This is a genomic window from Acutalibacter caecimuris, assembly GCF_034335085.1.
GTDB lineage: Bacteria > Bacillota > Clostridia > Oscillospirales > Acutalibacteraceae > Acutalibacter > Acutalibacter caecimuris.
The window spans coordinates 1-15,963 of the sequence record NZ_JAWXXJ010000041.1 but is presented as its reverse complement, the minus strand read 5'-3'; the positions used below and the strand labels follow the sequence as shown (position 1 = coordinate 15,963).

The 15,963-nt window shown below is 49.6% G+C and carries 19 protein-coding genes and 2 pseudogenes; 13 read left to right on the top strand and 8 right to left on the bottom strand.

Annotated features, from left to right (window positions below; all coding sequences use genetic code 11):
• The 8 genes and pseudogenes from U8U01_RS15880 to U8U01_RS15845 all read left to right on the top strand — a co-directional run.
• Positions 1 to 209: pseudogene (locus U8U01_RS15880) on the top strand (hypothetical protein); the annotation flags it as partial.
• Between the two features lie 50 nt (positions 210 to 259).
• On the top strand, positions 260 to 1,828 hold the full coding sequence (locus U8U01_RS15875; protein ID WP_322176358.1) for a type I restriction-modification system subunit M: 1,569 nt from the start codon (positions 260 to 262) through the stop codon (positions 1,826 to 1,828).
• Positions 1,825 to 2,505, top strand: coding sequence for a hypothetical protein (locus tag U8U01_RS15870; protein ID WP_322176357.1), 681 nt, complete (start codon positions 1,825 to 1,827; stop codon positions 2,503 to 2,505). The genes U8U01_RS15875 and U8U01_RS15870 overlap by 4 nt, the downstream gene beginning before the upstream one ends.
• Positions 2,506 to 2,522: 17 nt before the next feature.
• Complete coding sequence (locus tag U8U01_RS15865; protein ID WP_322176354.1) at positions 2,523 to 3,203, top strand: restriction endonuclease subunit S; 681 nt, start codon at positions 2,523 to 2,525, stop codon at positions 3,201 to 3,203.
• A 13-nt stretch (positions 3,204 to 3,216) separates the two neighbouring features.
• Positions 3,217 to 3,750 carry a restriction endonuclease subunit S gene (locus U8U01_RS15860; RefSeq protein WP_322176351.1) on the top strand — a complete coding sequence of 178 codons (534 nt, stop codon included), beginning with the start codon at positions 3,217 to 3,219 and terminating at the stop codon, positions 3,748 to 3,750.
• A gap of 9 nt (positions 3,751 to 3,759) precedes the next feature.
• On the top strand, positions 3,760 to 4,533 hold the full coding sequence (locus U8U01_RS15855) for a hypothetical protein (RefSeq protein ID WP_322176348.1): 774 nt from the start codon (positions 3,760 to 3,762) through the stop codon (positions 4,531 to 4,533).
• Complete coding sequence (locus U8U01_RS15850; protein ID WP_322176345.1) at positions 4,520 to 7,651, top strand: type I restriction endonuclease subunit R; 3,132 nt, start codon at positions 4,520 to 4,522, stop codon at positions 7,649 to 7,651. Before U8U01_RS15855 ends, U8U01_RS15850 begins: the two co-directional genes overlap by 14 nt.
• 72 nt (positions 7,652 to 7,723) lie before the next feature.
• Positions 7,724 to 8,143, top strand: a complete 420-nt coding sequence (locus U8U01_RS15845) for a hypothetical protein (protein ID WP_322176342.1) — start codon at positions 7,724 to 7,726, stop codon at positions 8,141 to 8,143.
• Here U8U01_RS15845 and U8U01_RS15840 read toward each other — a convergent pair.
• The 5 genes from U8U01_RS15840 to yaaA all read right to left on the bottom strand — a co-directional run bounded on the left by U8U01_RS15840 (position 8,140) and on the right by yaaA (position 11,540).
• A complete protein-coding gene (locus tag U8U01_RS15840; RefSeq protein WP_322176339.1) occupies positions 8,140 to 8,790 on the bottom strand; it encodes a vWA domain-containing protein in 651 nt (216 codons plus the stop codon). The two genes, U8U01_RS15845 and U8U01_RS15840, sit on opposite strands and share 4 nt — an antisense overlap.
• A gap of 124 nt (positions 8,791 to 8,914) precedes the next feature.
• Complete coding sequence (locus U8U01_RS15835; RefSeq protein WP_322176336.1) at positions 8,915 to 9,289, bottom strand: hypothetical protein; 375 nt, start codon at positions 9,287 to 9,289, stop codon at positions 8,915 to 8,917.
• Between the two features lie 42 nt (positions 9,290 to 9,331).
• Positions 9,332 to 10,330 carry a macro domain-containing protein gene (locus U8U01_RS15830; RefSeq protein ID WP_322176333.1) on the bottom strand — a complete coding sequence of 333 codons (999 nt, stop codon included), beginning with the start codon at positions 10,328 to 10,330 and terminating at the stop codon, positions 9,332 to 9,334.
• Between the two features lie 3 nt (positions 10,331 to 10,333).
• Positions 10,334 to 10,798 carry a thioredoxin-dependent thiol peroxidase gene (gene bcp, locus U8U01_RS15825; protein ID WP_322176330.1) on the bottom strand — a complete coding sequence of 155 codons (465 nt, stop codon included), beginning with the start codon at positions 10,796 to 10,798 and terminating at the stop codon, positions 10,334 to 10,336.
• 1 nt (position 10,799) lies between these two features.
• Positions 10,800 to 11,540 carry a peroxide stress protein YaaA gene (yaaA, locus tag U8U01_RS15820; protein WP_322176328.1) on the bottom strand — a complete coding sequence of 247 codons (741 nt, stop codon included), beginning with the start codon at positions 11,538 to 11,540 and terminating at the stop codon, positions 10,800 to 10,802.
• Positions 11,541 to 11,650: 110 nt separating this feature from the next.
• On the opposite strand from yaaA, the gene U8U01_RS15815 reads away from it, so the two are divergent.
• The gene (locus tag U8U01_RS15815) at positions 11,651 to 12,451 is read left to right on the top strand and encodes a GNAT family N-acetyltransferase (protein WP_322176325.1); all 801 of its coding nucleotides are present in this window, start codon (positions 11,651 to 11,653) and stop codon (positions 12,449 to 12,451) included.
• A gap of 24 nt (positions 12,452 to 12,475) precedes the next feature.
• On the opposite strand, the gene U8U01_RS15810 is transcribed toward U8U01_RS15815, so the two are convergent.
• Complete coding sequence (locus U8U01_RS15810) at positions 12,476 to 12,697, bottom strand: DUF3791 domain-containing protein (protein WP_322176321.1); 222 nt, start codon at positions 12,695 to 12,697, stop codon at positions 12,476 to 12,478.
• Complete coding sequence (locus tag U8U01_RS15805; protein ID WP_322176317.1) at positions 12,694 to 12,930, bottom strand: DUF3791 domain-containing protein; 237 nt, start codon at positions 12,928 to 12,930, stop codon at positions 12,694 to 12,696. The genes U8U01_RS15810 and U8U01_RS15805 overlap by 4 nt, the downstream gene beginning before the upstream one ends.
• A gap of 71 nt (positions 12,931 to 13,001) precedes the next feature.
• Between U8U01_RS15805 and U8U01_RS15800 the strand changes: the two genes are divergently transcribed.
• From U8U01_RS15800 to U8U01_RS15785, 4 genes are all read left to right on the top strand, one after another.
• The gene (locus tag U8U01_RS15800; protein WP_322176314.1) at positions 13,002 to 13,286 is read left to right on the top strand and encodes a nucleotidyltransferase domain-containing protein; all 285 of its coding nucleotides are present in this window, start codon (positions 13,002 to 13,004) and stop codon (positions 13,284 to 13,286) included.
• Positions 13,273 to 13,662, top strand: a complete 390-nt coding sequence (locus tag U8U01_RS15795) for an HI0074 family nucleotidyltransferase substrate-binding subunit (protein WP_322176311.1) — start codon at positions 13,273 to 13,275, stop codon at positions 13,660 to 13,662. The genes U8U01_RS15800 and U8U01_RS15795 overlap by 14 nt, the downstream gene beginning before the upstream one ends.
• 445 nt (positions 13,663 to 14,107) lie before the next feature.
• The gene (locus tag U8U01_RS15790; RefSeq protein ID WP_322176308.1) at positions 14,108 to 14,944 is read left to right on the top strand and encodes a DUF262 domain-containing protein; all 837 of its coding nucleotides are present in this window, start codon (positions 14,108 to 14,110) and stop codon (positions 14,942 to 14,944) included.
• The gene (locus tag U8U01_RS15785; protein WP_322176303.1) at positions 14,941 to 15,864 is read left to right on the top strand and encodes a hypothetical protein; all 924 of its coding nucleotides are present in this window, start codon (positions 14,941 to 14,943) and stop codon (positions 15,862 to 15,864) included. The genes U8U01_RS15790 and U8U01_RS15785 overlap by 4 nt, the downstream gene beginning before the upstream one ends.
• Here U8U01_RS15785 and U8U01_RS15780 read toward each other — a convergent pair.
• Positions 15,858 to 15,963, bottom strand: a pseudogene (locus tag U8U01_RS15780) (IS5/IS1182 family transposase); the annotation flags it as partial. The gene U8U01_RS15785 and the pseudogene U8U01_RS15780 sit on opposite strands and share 7 nt — an antisense overlap.

Sequence of the window (15,963 nt, the reverse complement as noted above, 5' to 3'; positions counted from 1 at the left end):
ATAAGCCGGAGGATTCTGAATGGGTCGTGCTGCCGGTCACAAACTTTGACGCATATTTTGGCAGTACCATGTTCAGCAGGAAGTGGCTGCCCGCTATTCCTGAGAGCATTATCATGCGGGAAAGGGAGCGCTTGGGAGTTGCGAGATTTGCCCTCGGCTCGTCAATTTTCCCTGATGTGGGTCACTTTTTGTTGCAAAAACTCTCATAAGACTTTATAATGGTTACAGGAGTTTTATTGTGTAAAAAGGAGCAGGATTCATGGCAGACATAAAGAAAGAGCAGGAACGCGAGGAGCTCCACCGGGCAATCTGGGCCATTGCCGACGAGCTGCGGGGCAGCGTGGACGGCTGGGACTTCAAGAGCTATGTGCTGGGCACTATGTTCTATCGGTACATCTCAGAAAACCTGACGGAATATATCAATGCTGGGGAAATTGCCGCAGGAAACGACGGCTTTGACTATGCTCAGCTTTCTGACGCAGAGGCGGAGGAGGCACGAGAGGGGCTGGTGCAGGAGAAGGGCTTTTTCATGCTGCCCTCTGAGCTGTTCTGCAACGTCCGGATCAGAGCGCCCCAGGACGAGAACTTAAACGAAACGTTGGAAACAGTATTTCACCACATTGAGGATTCGGCAAAAGGCAGTCCCTCTGAAGGGGACTTTGAGGGGCTGTTCGATGATTTCGACGTGAACAGTAACAAGCTGGGGGCTACCGTGGCAAAGCGCAACGAAAAGCTTGTAAAGCTGCTGAACGGCGTGGCGGACATGAACCTGGGCAATGTGAAGGAGCACCGCATTGACGCTTTCGGCGACGCCTATGAGTATCTCATGACCATGTACGCCTCCAACGCGGGCAAGTCCGGCGGGGAGTTTTTCACGCCCGCCGAGGTCTCCGAGTTACTGACCCGGCTTGGCACGGTGGGCAAGACCCGGGTCAACAAGGTCTATGACCCGGCCTGCGGCTCCGGCTCGCTGCTGCTGAAGGCGGAGAAGGTGCTAGGCAAGGACGGTGTGCAGTTCGGCTATTTCGGGCAGGAGATCAACATCACCACCTACAACCTGTGCCGTATCAATATGTTCCTCCACGACGTGGGCTTCGACAAGTTCAACATTGCCTGCGAGGATACCCTGACCGCCCCCCAGCACTGGGACGACGAGCCCTTTGAGCTGATCGTCTCCAATCCCCCCTACTCCATCAAGTGGGCTGGCGATGAGGACGCCACCCTCATCAACGACCCCCGCTTTGCTCCCGCCGGGGTGCTGGCCCCCAAGTCCAAAGCCGACCTAGCCTTTATCATGCACTCCCTGTCCTGGCTGGCAGCAGGCGGCACGGCGGCCATCGTCTGCTTCCCCGGCATCATGTACCGGGGCGGCGCGGAGCAGAAGATCCGCAAGTACCTCATCGACAACAATTTTGTTGACTGCGTGATCCAGCTCCCGGCCAACCTGTTCTTTGGGACGAGCATTGCCACCTGTATCATGGTGCTGAAAAAGAACAAGGCGGACAATAAGACCCTGTTTATCGACGCCTCCGGCGAGTGCGTAAAGGTGACGAACAACAACCGTCTGACAGCGGAGAATATCCAGCGTGTGGTATCTGTTTTTACCAGCCGGGAGGAGATCAAGCACTTCTCCCATCTGGCGGAGTATGGCGAGATCGTGGAGAGCGGGTATAATCTATCTGTGTCCACTTATGTGGAGGCGGAGGACACCCGGGAGAAGATCGATATTGTGAAACTCAATGCGGAGATTGAGGAGATCGTGGCGAGGGAGCAGGTGTTGAGGGAGGAGATTGGGAAGATTATTGGGGAGATTGAGGTGGAGGCATGAATAAAGAACAAATCTTTTTTGAGTTTCGAAAAAAAGCAGAAAGTGATAACCATTACTTCAATTTTGGCCGATTTGGTATTATTGAAGAAATATTAGCTTATTTCGGATTACCTTCTAAAGAGTTCAAAGGAACAAGTTCGTGGGTACATGAGGACAATTTGACGTCCTTACATGATTTCCTTATAAATAATGCCTCCGATGAGCAGTTGGCCTTAGTGCACCAAATTGCCACAGGGCAAAGCATTGTTCCTACAATGAATCCAGTTTTGCCTTCTTCTGGCTCGGTTTTCGTATCTATGCCAATGAATAAAGAAAAGTATGATTGTGTGGATGCTATTCGTACTGGCACACAAGCAGCTATTGTTGCATCAAAAAACCAACCATATTATCTTGATTTAGACGCTCACAACGAAAACATTTCAGTAAAAATGTTTGAAGAAATTCGAAGCTGTAAGTTTCTCGTTGCTGACTTCACCTATCAAAATGCAGGTGTTTACTATGAAGCCGGGTATGCCAAAGGTATTGGAAAAACCGTCATTCATCTTTGCCGCTCAGACGAATTTACCCATTTGCATTTTGATGTGAAACAAATTCAATTCGTTGTGTGGAATGATATGCAGGATTTGACCACAAAATTAGAGGGACAGATTAGGAAATCTGGCTTATCTGGGCAATAAGGTGGGGATTTAATTATATGAGCAGATTAGAAAAGCTGATAGGAGAACTTTGCCCTAATGGGGTGCAATATAAAAAGCTGGGCGAAATTGCGACTATCTCAAGAGGTGGAAATCTTCAAAAGAAGGATTTCTGTTCTGATGGTGTCCCCTGTATCCATTACGGACAAATCTATACCAGATATGGCCTGTTTGCCAATCAGACATTTACCTTTATCAGCAAAGAGTGTGCCAAAAAGCAAAAACTGGCCTATCCCAATGATATTGTCATGGCCGTTACAAGTGAAAACATCGAGGATGTATGTAAATGTGTGGCTTGGTTAGGTGACGAGGCGGTTGCGGTCAGCGGACACACGGCAATTATTCATCATAATCAGAACGCAAAGTATCTAGCTTACTACTTTCACACTCAAATGTTTGCCGCACAAAAAAGGAAACTGGTCCACGGCACAAAGGTAATGGAGGTTACGCCGGACACCCTAAATGCAGTTACAATCCCCCTACCCCCTCTCCCCGTGCAGAGTGAAATCGTCCGCATACTGGACAGCTTCACAAAACTGACTTCAGAGCTTGAGGAACGGCTTACGGCTGAACTCTCGGCGAGAAAAAAGCAGTATGAATATTACCGTGACCTCCTGCTTTCCTTCGATAGTTCACAATCTGTTCATGTAGAGAGAGAGAGAGAGAGAGAGAGAAGGTAGCACAGTAAAGTGGGTGGCGCTGAGGGAAATTGCAGACATTGGAACAGGGAGCAGCAACACCAACGATGGCATGGATGAGGGCCTATATCCTTTCTTTGTGCGTTCACAAGAACCGCGCAGGAAAAACGAATTTGAATTTGATGAAATTGCGATTATAACTGCCGGCGACGGTGTAGGCGTTGGAAAAGTGTTTCACTATATTGAAGGGAAGTACGCCCTTCACCAACGGGCGTATAGGATACATATCAATACCCCAGAGGTATCACCCAAATACTATTTTTACTATATGCAGGCTATGTTCCTGCCCTATATTCAAAAAAGTATGTTTCAGGGGTCGGTTGCGTCTATCAGGAGGCCAATGTTGAATGAGTTTCCCGTGCCCATTCCCCCATTAGAAACCCAACACCGCATCGTCTCCATCCTCGACCGCTTCGACGCCCTGTGCAACGACCTGACCTCCGGCCTGCCCGCCGAGATAGAGGCCCGGCGCAAGCAGTATGAATACTATAGGGACAAGCTTTTGACCTTTAAGGAGGCGTCAGTATAGGTGAATTCCTTGAGCTACAATGAAATATGGGCTGGTATGCAAGGCGTTATTAGGAATCTTGAAATTTTTGCCGCTGCGTTAGAAAAAGCTCATACATGGTATCAGAACAATGCGGAAAACATATCCATGTATCTTCAAGCCTTTGCAGATTTTGGAATATGGAGTGTAGCGGCAGACAGGCTGATAGAAGGCCAAATTGTTTTTACAGATGATTTGTCACAAGACCTCGCCCAAGAGATATACAACGGCGCAAACATAGAGGAGGTAGCCTGCTCGTACTACTTTGGAAACAATGAATGTAACATGGAAAGGGTAATTAAAAGATGTCAACAGAGTGAGCAGGTGCAGAAGTATGCCGAATTATTTGACCAGATTATTTCTGCATACCGCATAAATCATTATCTGATTGCGTGCATAGGACTCTTTTCTTTGATAGACGGAGTGCTTGCCGATGTATCAGAACAAACTACAACTAAGTTTAAGAGTAGACTTGATGTAGTAAAAAAGAAAATGGTCAGTGAAATACAGCTCAGTGAAATAGATAGGAAAACGCTTTGTATATACAAAGCGTTCAAATCATTTGACACTTCTATTTTTTGCAATTCTGACTTTTCTGGCCAAGAGCCACAGATTGTAAATAGGCACTGGGATTTACATGGTAGAACACACAGAGAACATAGTAAAATGGATTTCTTAAAGGTGCTATTGTGGTTAGATGCTATAATCTTTTCATCCAGTCAGGATATACGAGAAAGTGAGGAAGTTAATGATGGGCACTTATAATCTGATTGCCTCATCCAACAAAGATACAGTGGTCACAGAATACGAGCCGGTCAAGGCCCGCTCCGACAGTTACCAGAGCGAGGCCGCGCTGGAAAAGGAGTTCATCCGGCTACTGTGTGAGCAAGGGTACGAGTATCTGCCCATTCATGCGGAAAAAGAGCTGGTTGCCAATCTCCGCAAAAAGCTGGAGGAGCTGAACGGCTACACCTTCGCCGATTCCGAGTGGGAGCGGTTTTTTAGCGAGTGCATTTCGGGCGCCAACGACGGCATTGAGGACAAGACACGCCGCATCCAAGAGGACTTTGTGCAGGTTTTGCGGCGGGATACCGGCGAGAGCAAGAATATCTCCCTGATTGACAAGAAGAATATCCACAACAACCGCCTCCAGGTCATCAATCAGTACACTGTGGGCAAAGCGGACAGTGCGCATTATGATAACCGTTATGACGTCACGGTTTTGGTAAATGGGCTGCCCCTGGTCCATATCGAGCTGAAACGCCGGGGCGTGGCTATCCGGGAGGCGTTCAACCAGATCGACCGCTACCAGCGGGACAGCTTTTGGGCGGGCAGCGGGCTGTATGACTATGTACAGATTTTCGTCATTTCTAATGGCACGAACACCAAGTATTACTCCAACACTACCCGCCGCAACGCCATCAAGGACGCTACCTCTAGCTCTGCCGCCAGGAAGAAAAAGACCAGCAACAGCTTTGAGTTTACGTCTTTCTGGGCCGACGCCAACAACCGGGTTCTGCCGGATTTGATAGATTTCACCCGCACATTTTTCGCCAAGCACACCCTCTTGAACGTGCTGACACGGTACTGCATTTTTACCTCGGAGCAGATGTTGATGGTCATGCGGCCCTATCAAATCACCGCCACCGAGCGCATCTTGAACCGTATTGAGATTGCGAACAACTACAAAAAATATGGCTCCATCGCCGGGGGCGGGTACATCTGGCACACCACCGGCTCCGGCAAGACCCTCACCAGTTTCAAAACTGCCCGTCTGGCCTTTCTGCTGCCTTACATAGGTAAGGTGCTGTTCGTGGTGGACCGGAAAGACCTGGACTACCAGACCATGAAGGAGTACGACCGCTTTGAGAAGGGCGCGGCCAACTCCAACACCTCCACCGCCATCTTGAAAAAGCAGTTGGAGGACCCCAACGCCAGGATCATCATCACCACCATTCAAAAGCTCTCCACCTTTGTGGCGAAGAACAAGGGCCATGAGGTCTATGACAAGCGCGTTGTGATTATCTTCGACGAGTGCCACCGCAGCCAGTTTGGGGATATGCACACAGCCATTGTAAAAAACTTTAAGAAGTACCACCTGTTTGGTTTCACCGGCACGCCGATTTTTGCTGTCAATGCTGGTAGGGGCGGCAATCCCCAGTTTCGCACCACACAACAGACCTTCGGCGACCAGCTACACACCTACACCATTGTGGACGCTATCAACGATAAGAACGTCCTGCCCTTCCATGTGGACTACTACAAGACCATGGGCATGGACGAGGAGATGATCGACGAACAGGTTTGGGATATCAACCGGGAAAAGGCGTATATGGCCCCGGAGCGCATCGAGCTTGTCACCCGGTATATTCTGGAGCATTTTGACCAAAAGACCTACCGCGGGAATAAGACCTATATGTTTAATGCCCTGACGAATATCTCAGAGGTTGCCGCCGGAAAATCCCAGGTGGAGGAGATCAAGAAAAAGCAGCGGCTCAGCGGCTTTAACTCCATTTTTGCGGTGGCCTCTGTAGATATGGCAAAGCTCTACTATGCAGAGTTCAAGCGGCAGATGGACGCTGACCCCAGCAAACGGCTGCGGGTGGCCATCATTTACAGCTATGGGGCAAACGAGGTGGAAACGGATGGTATTCTGGACGAGGAAAACCCGGAGGATACCTCAGCACTTGACCAAAATTCTCGCGACTTTCTGGAGCAGGCTATTAGGGACTATAACGGGATATTCCACACCAACTATGATACCTCTGGTGACAAATTCCAGAATTACTATAAAGATGTGTCCTTGCGCATGAAAAACCGGGAGATCGACCTGCTGATTGTGGTCAATATGTTCCTCACTGGCTTTGACGCTACCACACTGAATACCCTTTGGGTGGACAAGAATCTCAAGATGCACGGTTTGATTCAGGCATTTTCCCGCACAAATCGCATATTAAACTCCGTCAAGACCTTCGGCAATATTGTATGCTTCCGCAACCTGCAAAAGCGGGTGGATGATGCTATCTCACTCTTTGGGGACAAGCAGGCGGGGGGCATTGTGTTGCTGCGGAGTTTCCAAGACTATTTCAGCGGCTATACAGACGAGGACGGTGTCCGACACCCCGGCTATGAGACACTCATTCAAAAGCTGCTGACAAAATTTCCACTTTCTGAGCCGCAGATCATTGGTGAACAGAATGAGAAAGACTTTATTTCTGTCTTTGGTGCAATACTGCGGATGCGGAACATCCTGACCTCTTTTGACCAGTTCCAAGGTTGTGACATCCTGTCCGAACGGGATCTGCAGGACTATCTGGGACGGTATCAGGATTTGAAAGACGAGTGGGCCGAGCGAAGGAAGAAGGGCACCAGCTCCGATATCGACGATGATATTGTCTTTGAGATTGAGCTTATCCGGCAGGTGGAGATCAATATTGACTACATTTTGCTGCTGGTGAAGAAGTATCATGACTCCCACAGCGAGGATAAGGAGATCTTGATCACCATCCGAAAAGCTGTGGACGCCAGCCCGGAGCTGCGGAGCAAAAAGGCGCTGATCGAGAACTTCATTGCCGGGATCAATGATGTGGAGGATGTTTTCCTGGAGTGGCGTGAATTTGTAATGCAGCAAAAAGAGCAGGAACTGACGGCTATCATCACAGAGGAAAGGCTCAAGCCGGAGGAGACCCGGCAATTCATGGAAAGCTCTCTACAGGCCGGGGAGATCAAGACCACCGGTACGGATATTGACCGGCTGATGCCGCCGGTGTCGCGTTTTGGCGGCGGGAATCGGGCTGAGAAAAAGCAGAGGATAATCGATAGGTTTAAGGGTTTCTTCGACAAATATTTTGGGCTGGGGACAGCGGGTATTACCGGTCTATAAAAGGAAGGACACATAATATACGGCGCTATCTTAGACAAGGGTCAGCAGCATTTCACCAATATGCACGTCATTATGCACGGCCTCGGTGACGTAGGCCCACACCATAACTGGCTCATCACCGACTGGACCTGCTACGCCTACCCACCCGAAATGCGGGAGGATGATGAGTGGAAAACCGGCGCGGAGCTTATGCAAATGTTGGACGGACTTTCCGGTGTACAATGGGTCTGGGGCGTGTTCTCCGGCTTCAAGCCGCACGTCACCAGAGAACAGGCCCTACAGTACCCCTCGCCATACGCTAACGGGAATCCGGGATTTTGGACGAACCCGCTAACACTTCAGCACCCCTTGGCGAGCGTGGAGATCGTGGCGTTTGACAGCGCATTTGTGCTCATACTCAGCAAGGAAAAGAAGATTTACGACGTTTTCCGGGCGGCGTTCCCGCAAAGTAAAGACCTCTTTGAGATGAACGCAAGTTACGATCGGGTTTAGCCTCGGCCCCACCTCTTCTTCCTATCCTTCCGTATCCTCTCCAGCGGCGCCTGGGGCACTGCGCCCACCGCCCGGAAACTGGCCATCGCCTCGCTCATGGCGTCAAAGTTCAGTTCAACGCCCTCCTCGTCGGCGACGTAGTCCACGGCCATCTGCGGGGCTATGCCAAACCGTCCGGCAGTCTCCACCGCGTCAATATTCGCGCCCAAAAACACGAACTCCCAGCCGTACTTCTCCTTCTCAAGCTCGATCATCTTCTTGACCCTCTCAGCGCTGAACTCCCGGCTGGAATTCTCCTCGCCGTCAGTGATGATTACGAACATCACCTTCTCAGCGCGGTACTCCTCGGCGGTGTTCTTCTGCACCGACACCAGCTTCTGAACCGTCAGCCCGATGGCGTCCAAAAGAGCCGTGGAGCCGCCCACCTGGTACTCCCGGTCGGTCATGGGGCTGACCGCGCGGATATCAATGCGGTCGTGCAGGAGCTCGTAGCGGTTGTCGAACAGCACCGTGGTAATGCGGCACTCGCCGTCCAGGTCCCTCTGCTTTTGCAGCATGGAGTTGAACCCGCCGATGGTGTCCTTTTCCAGGCCAGCCATTGAGCCGCTTTTGTCCAGGATGAACACTAATTCCGTTAAGTTTTTCATGAAAATGGCCTCCTGTGTTTTGATGGCTTCATTATAGCCCACACAGGAGGTCTTTCGGTCGCTTTCAAAGCGACAAGTTCTTGTGTGACAAGAAAACTGGAATTTCTGTGTCAGACAAAACGTTTTAATCTGACATATTATAAACAACAATCTTATAATCTCCAATAAAATTACTACATTTGGCAGCTAAAGTATATGTATCTGAACGCTCCAAAGTGAAAAAAGTTTCTAACGCTCTTGCGCTGTCTAATGTATATACTTCATTTCCAACTGAATCATATAAGACCATATCTAAATTCCCGCTTATAATATCAGACTTGAATGAAAACTTTATTCTATCGCCTGTTTCCCCCGAAAACGAAATATCAGAAGTTGTAGTTATTTGCTCTGAATAACTTTTGCTCATATTGCCTAATACTTTGGGGCTGGTTATTAGATGGATACTTATTGCGCTGACTACTACAATGATTATAACGATTATAAAACTTGTCTTTTTCATCCCAATGTTCCCTTTCAAAATTCCAGTTTATCCTTTTGCTCTTCACACGCCTAAAAGCGGCTGGTCATACTGAAAAAGCACCTCATTTATCTCAAAAATATCATACCTTCCATTGACGATGAAATACTCCACGATCACGTCAAATTTGCTGGCTTGGGACAGCGCGTACCCCGCCCGCTCCAAGAGGTCATCCGTCTCCGGAAGTGTCAATTCCAGCGCTATTGCAAGCGCCAAAATAGTTGGCTTTCTCGGCGTGTAACCGTGGCCCTTGCGTATCTTCGAGAACAGCTTGCGGTCGATATTTGCCCGCTTGTAGACCTCCACGTCGGTCTTGCCTTTGGCGTCTATCAGCTTCAAAAGCGTGTCGGAAAACGGCTCGTCCAGACGCTCCATCAGGTCATCCAGCGCCGCGCTGGGAGCCATCATTGGCATGGGCATTAATGGTGCCGCCATGCCTATCGCGGCACTCTCAACTCCCAGCAGGTTACGGTTTTTGGGCTGGTGCGCGTCAACGTAGTGCTGGTCGATGTAGCTTTCCACCTCGCCCAGCAGGGTCTCGCTCAGCACGAAGGCGGACTTGTCGAACACGGCAAGATAGGCCTCCATCTCATACTCGTCCAAAAACGCCTCGATGGCCTGTTTCGCAACCTCCAAGGCCTCGGCCTTCGGGTAGCCGTAAATGCCGCTGGAAATCAATGGTAAAGCTATACTCTTGCAGCGGTGTTTCTTTGCCAGTTTCAGCGATTCTGTGTAGGCCGAGCGGAGCAGTTCCCGGCAGCGCTCCCGGTCGCTGGGGTGGTAATCTGGGCCAGCGGCGTGAATCACATACTTGGCGGGCAGGGCAAAGCCGGGGATGACCACCGCCTCCCCCGGCTGGATGGGCGCAAGTTTATCGCAGACCGTCTGCATTTTCTGCGCACCAGCGGCATTGAATATCGCCCCGCAGACCCCGCCGCCTATCTGCAAAGCGGTGTTGGCGGCGTTGACGATGGCGTCCACCTGCATTTTCGTGATGTCCTGACGGACGATGTGAAACGGCATATCCTACTTCTCTCCGCGCAGATACGCCATAATTTCCGCCGCGTTGGTGTCCGGTTTCACCTTCGGCATTACCTTCTCCACCACTCCGTTTTCGTCAATTACAAAGGTTGAACGTACCACGCCCATGCTCACCTTGCCGTAGTTTTTCTTCTCTTGCCACACGCCGTATGCCTCGATGGCGGCGCGCTCCGGGTCGGAGAGAAGTATAAACGGCAGGCCGTGTTTTTCGGCGAATTTCTGGTGGGAAGTCACCGAATCCTTGCTCACGCCAATTACCACGGCATTGATGTTTTTGAACTCCTCATAAGCGCTTGCAAAGGCGCAGGCCTGGCGGGTGCAGCCGGGGGTGTTGTCCCGGGGATAGAAGTATAGCACAACCTTTTTGCCCGCAAAATCGGCCAGCGATACCATGTTTCCGTCCTTGTCCGGCAGGGTAAACTCAGGGGCTTTCATTCCAACTTCCAACATTTCAGCGTCCTCCTTTGATGAATACAAATGTGTTTTCTGTAGATAATTCTGTGTCGAAACGATACTCTAAATCCGCGAATTCGCGAATTTTTTCCGCTTTTTCAATGCCGTTTTCGGCAAGCCAGCGCACCATCTGGCCCCGTGCCATTTTGCACATGGTACCCTTTTCGATGACCTTTCCGTTAAGCCACTCGCCGAATACGCAGGTCAACACGGAGCTTTCAGGAAGATAAGGTGTGACCGCTTTGCTGTACTCCTTGGACGCGAGATTCAGCACCCAGTCTCCTTCCAGTTGCTTTGCTATGCTGTCTCCCCAAAAGGCGTAGAGGTCTTTTGCACCGCCTACTGATAGCTTTGCCTGCATTTCTAATCGGTAGGGTGTTACGCCGTCGAAGGGGCGGAGCAGCCCATAGAATCCCGATAAGATACGCAAATGCTCCCGCAGGTACTCTAACTGCCCGGTTGCCATCACGCCCGGAGCTATATAGCGGTACTGTATGCCCTCGTAGGAGAGGATGGCTGGGGTCAGGTTTTGGCGTAAAGTCATGGCTTTCAGGCGCTCTATGTTTAGTTGGGCGAGGTTGTCGTTGCACTTCCAGAGGGATTGCAGTTCTTTTGGGGACATGGTTTGGAGCGCTGACAATAGGCGCTCAGTTTGGGGCAGGAATGGGGGCAGGCTGTCTATGGGGAGGCTGTCGGTGTCTACGTTCATTTTCTTTGCCGGAGAGATGATGATTTTCATGGGGCTGTCCTTTCCATGTTTTTATTATTATAGCATAACATGGCCGGGAAGAAAAGGATTATTGCCATTTTCGGAGGGCTGTTGTATACTGGTTGCAAAGAGGTGTTCACATGGATAGGATCCACCAAAAGGCGCAGCAAACGCAGATGAAAGAATTTGCTCGGCAGATTCTTGATAAATTGGATGAGCGGCCTGACGGTTCGTCCATTAAGAAAGATGAACTGCTTAAAATTCTTGATGACATGATTCAACCAGAAGAACAAGTTCTTGCAAATAAGGAGTTCTGGGATTTCTCCAAGGAAAAATCTCAGTCCGTATTTGTATGCGGAGACGGAATCCTTATCCGCCCTATCACGCCGGAAGATGAAGAATTCTATTGCAGCGTCCGGATGCAGTATTCACTCATATACAGAGCGGCCCACAATACTGCAAAAGATAACAAGAAAAGCATTTTGCTGGATGAAATATTTGCCCCGCAGGTTTTTTATTGCATCATTTGCGATTCAAAGAACAATCAGCCTATTGGATATCTGGGGATCAAGGATACAAGCGCTGAAATATGGGAGATTGCGATAGAGTTGGATGGAAAATACACGCATCAGGGCTTCGGTTCCAAAAGCTTGCGTTTATATCTTAATGAGATTCAGCGCAGAACAGGGGTGGGTGAGTTTCGGGCTGTTGTGGAGGTGGATAATATCCCTTCTCAAAGGTGCTTTGAGGGGCTTGGCGCGAAACTGGTGGGCCTGTGCGATAGCTTTGTGTTGAGAACTGAGGACGAGAAGAAGCGGTTCGAGGAACGGAATCTGCATCTTATCAGCGCCAATATGATCACCCTTGCGGAGCGGATCGGAGTGGAGCCGAGAAAGCTTTTGAGCCATTTCCTTGACTATCGGATAAGGTGTCCTTTATAGGGTTTCAGCTAAAGGGAAACCTTCCTAAAAACGGCTGATTCTTTCCTTATATTCAATCGCTAAATCTTCTGCCAGATATTCATCGCTCATGCAGTGCATATCGGAAACGCCTTCGCTAATGAGCGTATAGATGGTAGAACGATAAAAGAAGGCTAAAGCGTCATCCAGTGAAATACTGACTTTTTCGGCAAACCGGCAAATGACCCTGGCGTATTTCTTTTGAAGGAGGATAGGGTTGGCAGTCATATTTCCACACCTCGCTCTTTCATCACCATCAAAATGTCATCTACAATATAATCCTTACTCTGGGTATGAAGCGCATCATATTCTGGTACGATATATCCATGCAGAATATGAGAATCCTCCAATGCCCGGTATACCCGGCCAGCGTTGACCCCGAGCCTGATGGCAATGTTCTCAATGCAAAACACCGCGAACTCGAGCTGGTTCATATCCATAATTGCTGTATCAGTTTCCATGCAGTATCTCCTTGCATTTTCTGGGCTATTCCTGTATACTAAATCTATCATTGAAACGAGGGGCCATCAAGATGAATTTGCCACAGCCTATCATAGACAGTATATCAGATCTAGCCCGCCAATGCAACCTTGATAAGGTGATCCTCTTCGGCTCCCGGGCAAGGGGCGACAATCTGGAGCGCAGCGATATCGACCTGGCTATTCAAGGCGGCGATACTGTTGCGTTCGCTGCCAGCGTTGACGAGGATATACCTACCCTGCTCATGTTTGATGTAGTGGATTTGAATAAGCCAGTGCAAGCTGAGCTGCTGGATGAAATCAGGAAGGACGGCGTTGTGATATATGAAAAAGTATGAGAATTTCTGCAAGGCGCTGGACAATCTGCGGCTCGTCAGAAATTTGAATGAGCCATACAATGTGCTGACCCTGACCGGCAGCGCCGCCCTGTTCGAGATATGCTTTGAGCAGGCATGGAAAGCCATGAAGGAGATTTTGCAGGAGCATGGTTATGGCGAAGGACAGACCGGCTCACCAAAGCAAATTCTCAAGCTGGCATATAGCGCCGGAATGATACAGGACGAGAAAAAGTGGCTTGCTATGCTGATGTCCCGGAATGATGTGACCCATTCCTATAATGAGGAAATTGCGCTGGCGCTGGTGAAACGCGTGAAAGAGGAGTATATTGATTTGTTGGATGTACTCAGAGTGGAATTGGAGGCCCGGTGGCTTTGACATTCTTGGGGCTTTCGCACATGATTCTTGGCCCGGTGCGGTATTGACGCTCTAAAATCTGCACTGCCAAACGCCGCTGATTTGCCCGCAAAATGGCCTAGTTCCTCTCAAAATTCTAAGAACAGCTCGGAAATTTTCTTAGAACTGCTCAAAATCCGGAATCCGGCGCGACATCTACATTTACGAATTTTCGCCGCTCCAAAACGCCGAAACTCCCCGCAAACGCTGGGGTTTTGGCGTTCTCCTATCTTCCATTCGGTTCTGCTGAAATCCCTCAAGTTCCGATTCCCGCACAGCACTCGAAATGCGGTAGGTCGGGAGTTCCCCGGCGTAAGAGTTCAAATCTCTTCATCTCCGCCAATGGGGAGGCAAAAACATTTTGGGTATTTTGCCTCCTTTTCGTATATTTGTATAATTGTTAAAATGTCTTTCAGGAGAGTCACGGATGTCAAAAACTCTTTTTACGCCTGTCCCCCGAACGGTGCGGGAGCTTATCATGGAGGTCGAAACGGGGAAACTAGGCCTGCCTGACCTTCAGCGGGGCTATGTCTGGAGGGCCGCTAAGGTCCGCGACCTGCTGGACTCTATGCTGAAAGGCTACCCAATCGGCTATCTGATGATTTGGGATGCGGCGGATGATACAGAGAAAAGTAAAACGATAGGCATAGATAATAAGCCTTTCGGGACTCCCAAGAGCCTTGTGATAGACGGTCAACAGCGCCTGACCTCTTTATATGCTGTTATGTACGGCAAAAAGATTGTAGACGCAAAGTTCAACGAGAAGCAGCTCATCATATCTTTCAACCCGCTGACCCGTACTTTTGCGGTGGGAGATAATGCAACAAAACGCGGCGCGGAATGGATCTACGACATCAGTGAGGTCTTTCGCAATGAGTCCAAAAGCTTTGCCTACATTTCGGAAAAAGTCCAAACCATCTCAGATGCCCGCAAGAAAACCGACGCCACGCTGACGGATGACGAAAAGCAGAGCATCCAACAGAATATTATGGACTTGCTCTCTCTTACAGGATTCAGTATCCCTACTTTGGAAATCAGCGGTAACTCTGATGAAGAGAGCGTCGCTGACATTTTCGTGCGGGTCAATTCTGGCAGAGAGAAACTGGGGAGGATGATTTTATCCTTACCCTTATCTCTGTCTATTGGCCTGAGGGCCGTCAGAAAATCGTGGATTTCTGCCGTAGCGCGAAGACACCGAAACCGGGAACGGCATACAACTTCTTGTTCCAGCCCTCTCCCACCCACATTGTGCGGGTTGCTATGAGCTATGGCTTTCAGCGGGCGAGGCTGCACTATGCCTATATGCTCCTGCGCGGCCGGGACTTTGAAAATGGTGTTTACACGGATAGCCTTCGTATTCAGAATTTTGAAAAGCTGAAACAAGTGTTGGAACAGGTGCTGGATGTGCAGATATGGAAAAACTTTCTCAAGTGCGTGGAGGCGGCTGGGTTCGTATCTAAGTCGCTAATTTCCTCAGAAAATGCCCTGGTTTACTCTTACGTGATGTACCTTTTTGGAAAGTTTCACTATGGTATGAGCGAGTCAGCACTGCGAAAGCTGATTGCCAAGTGGTTCTTTATGACCGCTGTTACGGGGTATTACACCGGCTCTCCGGAAACGGATATGGAATCGGATTTGGCAGATCTGCGCAATGTAAAAACGGAGGAGGCCTTTGTTGCGCTGTTGGAAAAGAAAATAGCCTCTGTGTTCACAGGGGACTATTTTGCCATCACTCTGCCCAACAGTCTGGCGAATTCCGCGCCGCGCAACCCATCCTGGTTCGGCTACTGTGCCGCCCTGAATGTGTTGGACGCGAAAGTGCTGTTCTCAACGCTCCATACCCGGGAATTATTTGACCCAACTGCTGATGGAAAAAAGAAAGTACTGGAGAAACACCACCTGTTTCCAAAAGCATATTTGGCCAGGATCGGGATAGCTGATGACAGAGATCGAAACCAGATGGCCAATTTTGCTTTCATTGAGTGGAGCGATAATATCGAAGTTTTGGATACAAGTCCTGCCGAATATATGAAAGACCAGCTTGCAAAAATCGACCCTACTGAGAAGGGCAGTATTTATGCTGACCATGCCCTGCCGGAAGATTGGGAGCATATGGACTACTTCGACTTCTTGTCTAAGCGCCGGGTTCTAATGGCGGAGGTAGTTAGATGGCGTCGTCAATAAACAAGGAGCCAAATAGCAATACAACGGATCTGGACAGCGGCGGCGAAGGAAGAGGCGTTTTTGGCGTAGCGCGTAGCAATACCGCGCCATCTTTTGAGA

Coding starts and splice junctions, on each gene's coding strand:
- U8U01_RS15875 (WP_322176358.1), top strand. CDS start 260: ATGGCAGACATAAAGAAAGAGCAGGAACGCGAGGAGCTCCACCGGGCA.
- U8U01_RS15870 (WP_322176357.1), top strand. CDS start 1,825: ATGAATAAAGAACAAATCTTTTTTGAGTTTCGAAAAAAAGCAGAAAGT.
- U8U01_RS15865 (WP_322176354.1), top strand. CDS start 2,523: ATGAGCAGATTAGAAAAGCTGATAGGAGAACTTTGCCCTAATGGGGTG.
- U8U01_RS15850 (WP_322176345.1), top strand. CDS start 4,520: ATGGGCACTTATAATCTGATTGCCTCATCCAACAAAGATACAGTGGTC.
- U8U01_RS15845 (WP_322176342.1), top strand. CDS start 7,724: ATGCACGGCCTCGGTGACGTAGGCCCACACCATAACTGGCTCATCACC.
- U8U01_RS15840 (WP_322176339.1), bottom strand. CDS start 8,790: ATGAAAAACTTAACGGAATTAGTGTTCATCCTGGACAAAAGCGGCTCA.
- U8U01_RS15835 (WP_322176336.1), bottom strand. CDS start 9,289: ATGAAAAAGACAAGTTTTATAATCGTTATAATCATTGTAGTAGTCAGC.
- U8U01_RS15830 (WP_322176333.1), bottom strand. CDS start 10,330: ATGCCGTTTCACATCGTCCGTCAGGACATCACGAAAATGCAGGTGGAC.
- bcp (WP_322176330.1), bottom strand. CDS start 10,798: ATGTTGGAAGTTGGAATGAAAGCCCCTGAGTTTACCCTGCCGGACAAG.
- yaaA (WP_322176328.1), bottom strand. CDS start 11,540: ATGAAAATCATCATCTCTCCGGCAAAGAAAATGAACGTAGACACCGAC.
- U8U01_RS15815 (WP_322176325.1), top strand. CDS start 11,651: ATGGATAGGATCCACCAAAAGGCGCAGCAAACGCAGATGAAAGAATTT.
- U8U01_RS15810 (WP_322176321.1), bottom strand. CDS start 12,697: ATGACTGCCAACCCTATCCTCCTTCAAAAGAAATACGCCAGGGTCATT.
- U8U01_RS15805 (WP_322176317.1), bottom strand. CDS start 12,930: ATGGAAACTGATACAGCAATTATGGATATGAACCAGCTCGAGTTCGCG.
- U8U01_RS15800 (WP_322176314.1), top strand. CDS start 13,002: ATGAATTTGCCACAGCCTATCATAGACAGTATATCAGATCTAGCCCGC.
- U8U01_RS15795 (WP_322176311.1), top strand. CDS start 13,273: ATGAAAAAGTATGAGAATTTCTGCAAGGCGCTGGACAATCTGCGGCTC.
- U8U01_RS15790 (WP_322176308.1), top strand. CDS start 14,108: ATGTCAAAAACTCTTTTTACGCCTGTCCCCCGAACGGTGCGGGAGCTT.
- U8U01_RS15785 (WP_322176303.1), top strand. CDS start 14,941: ATGAGCTATGGCTTTCAGCGGGCGAGGCTGCACTATGCCTATATGCTC.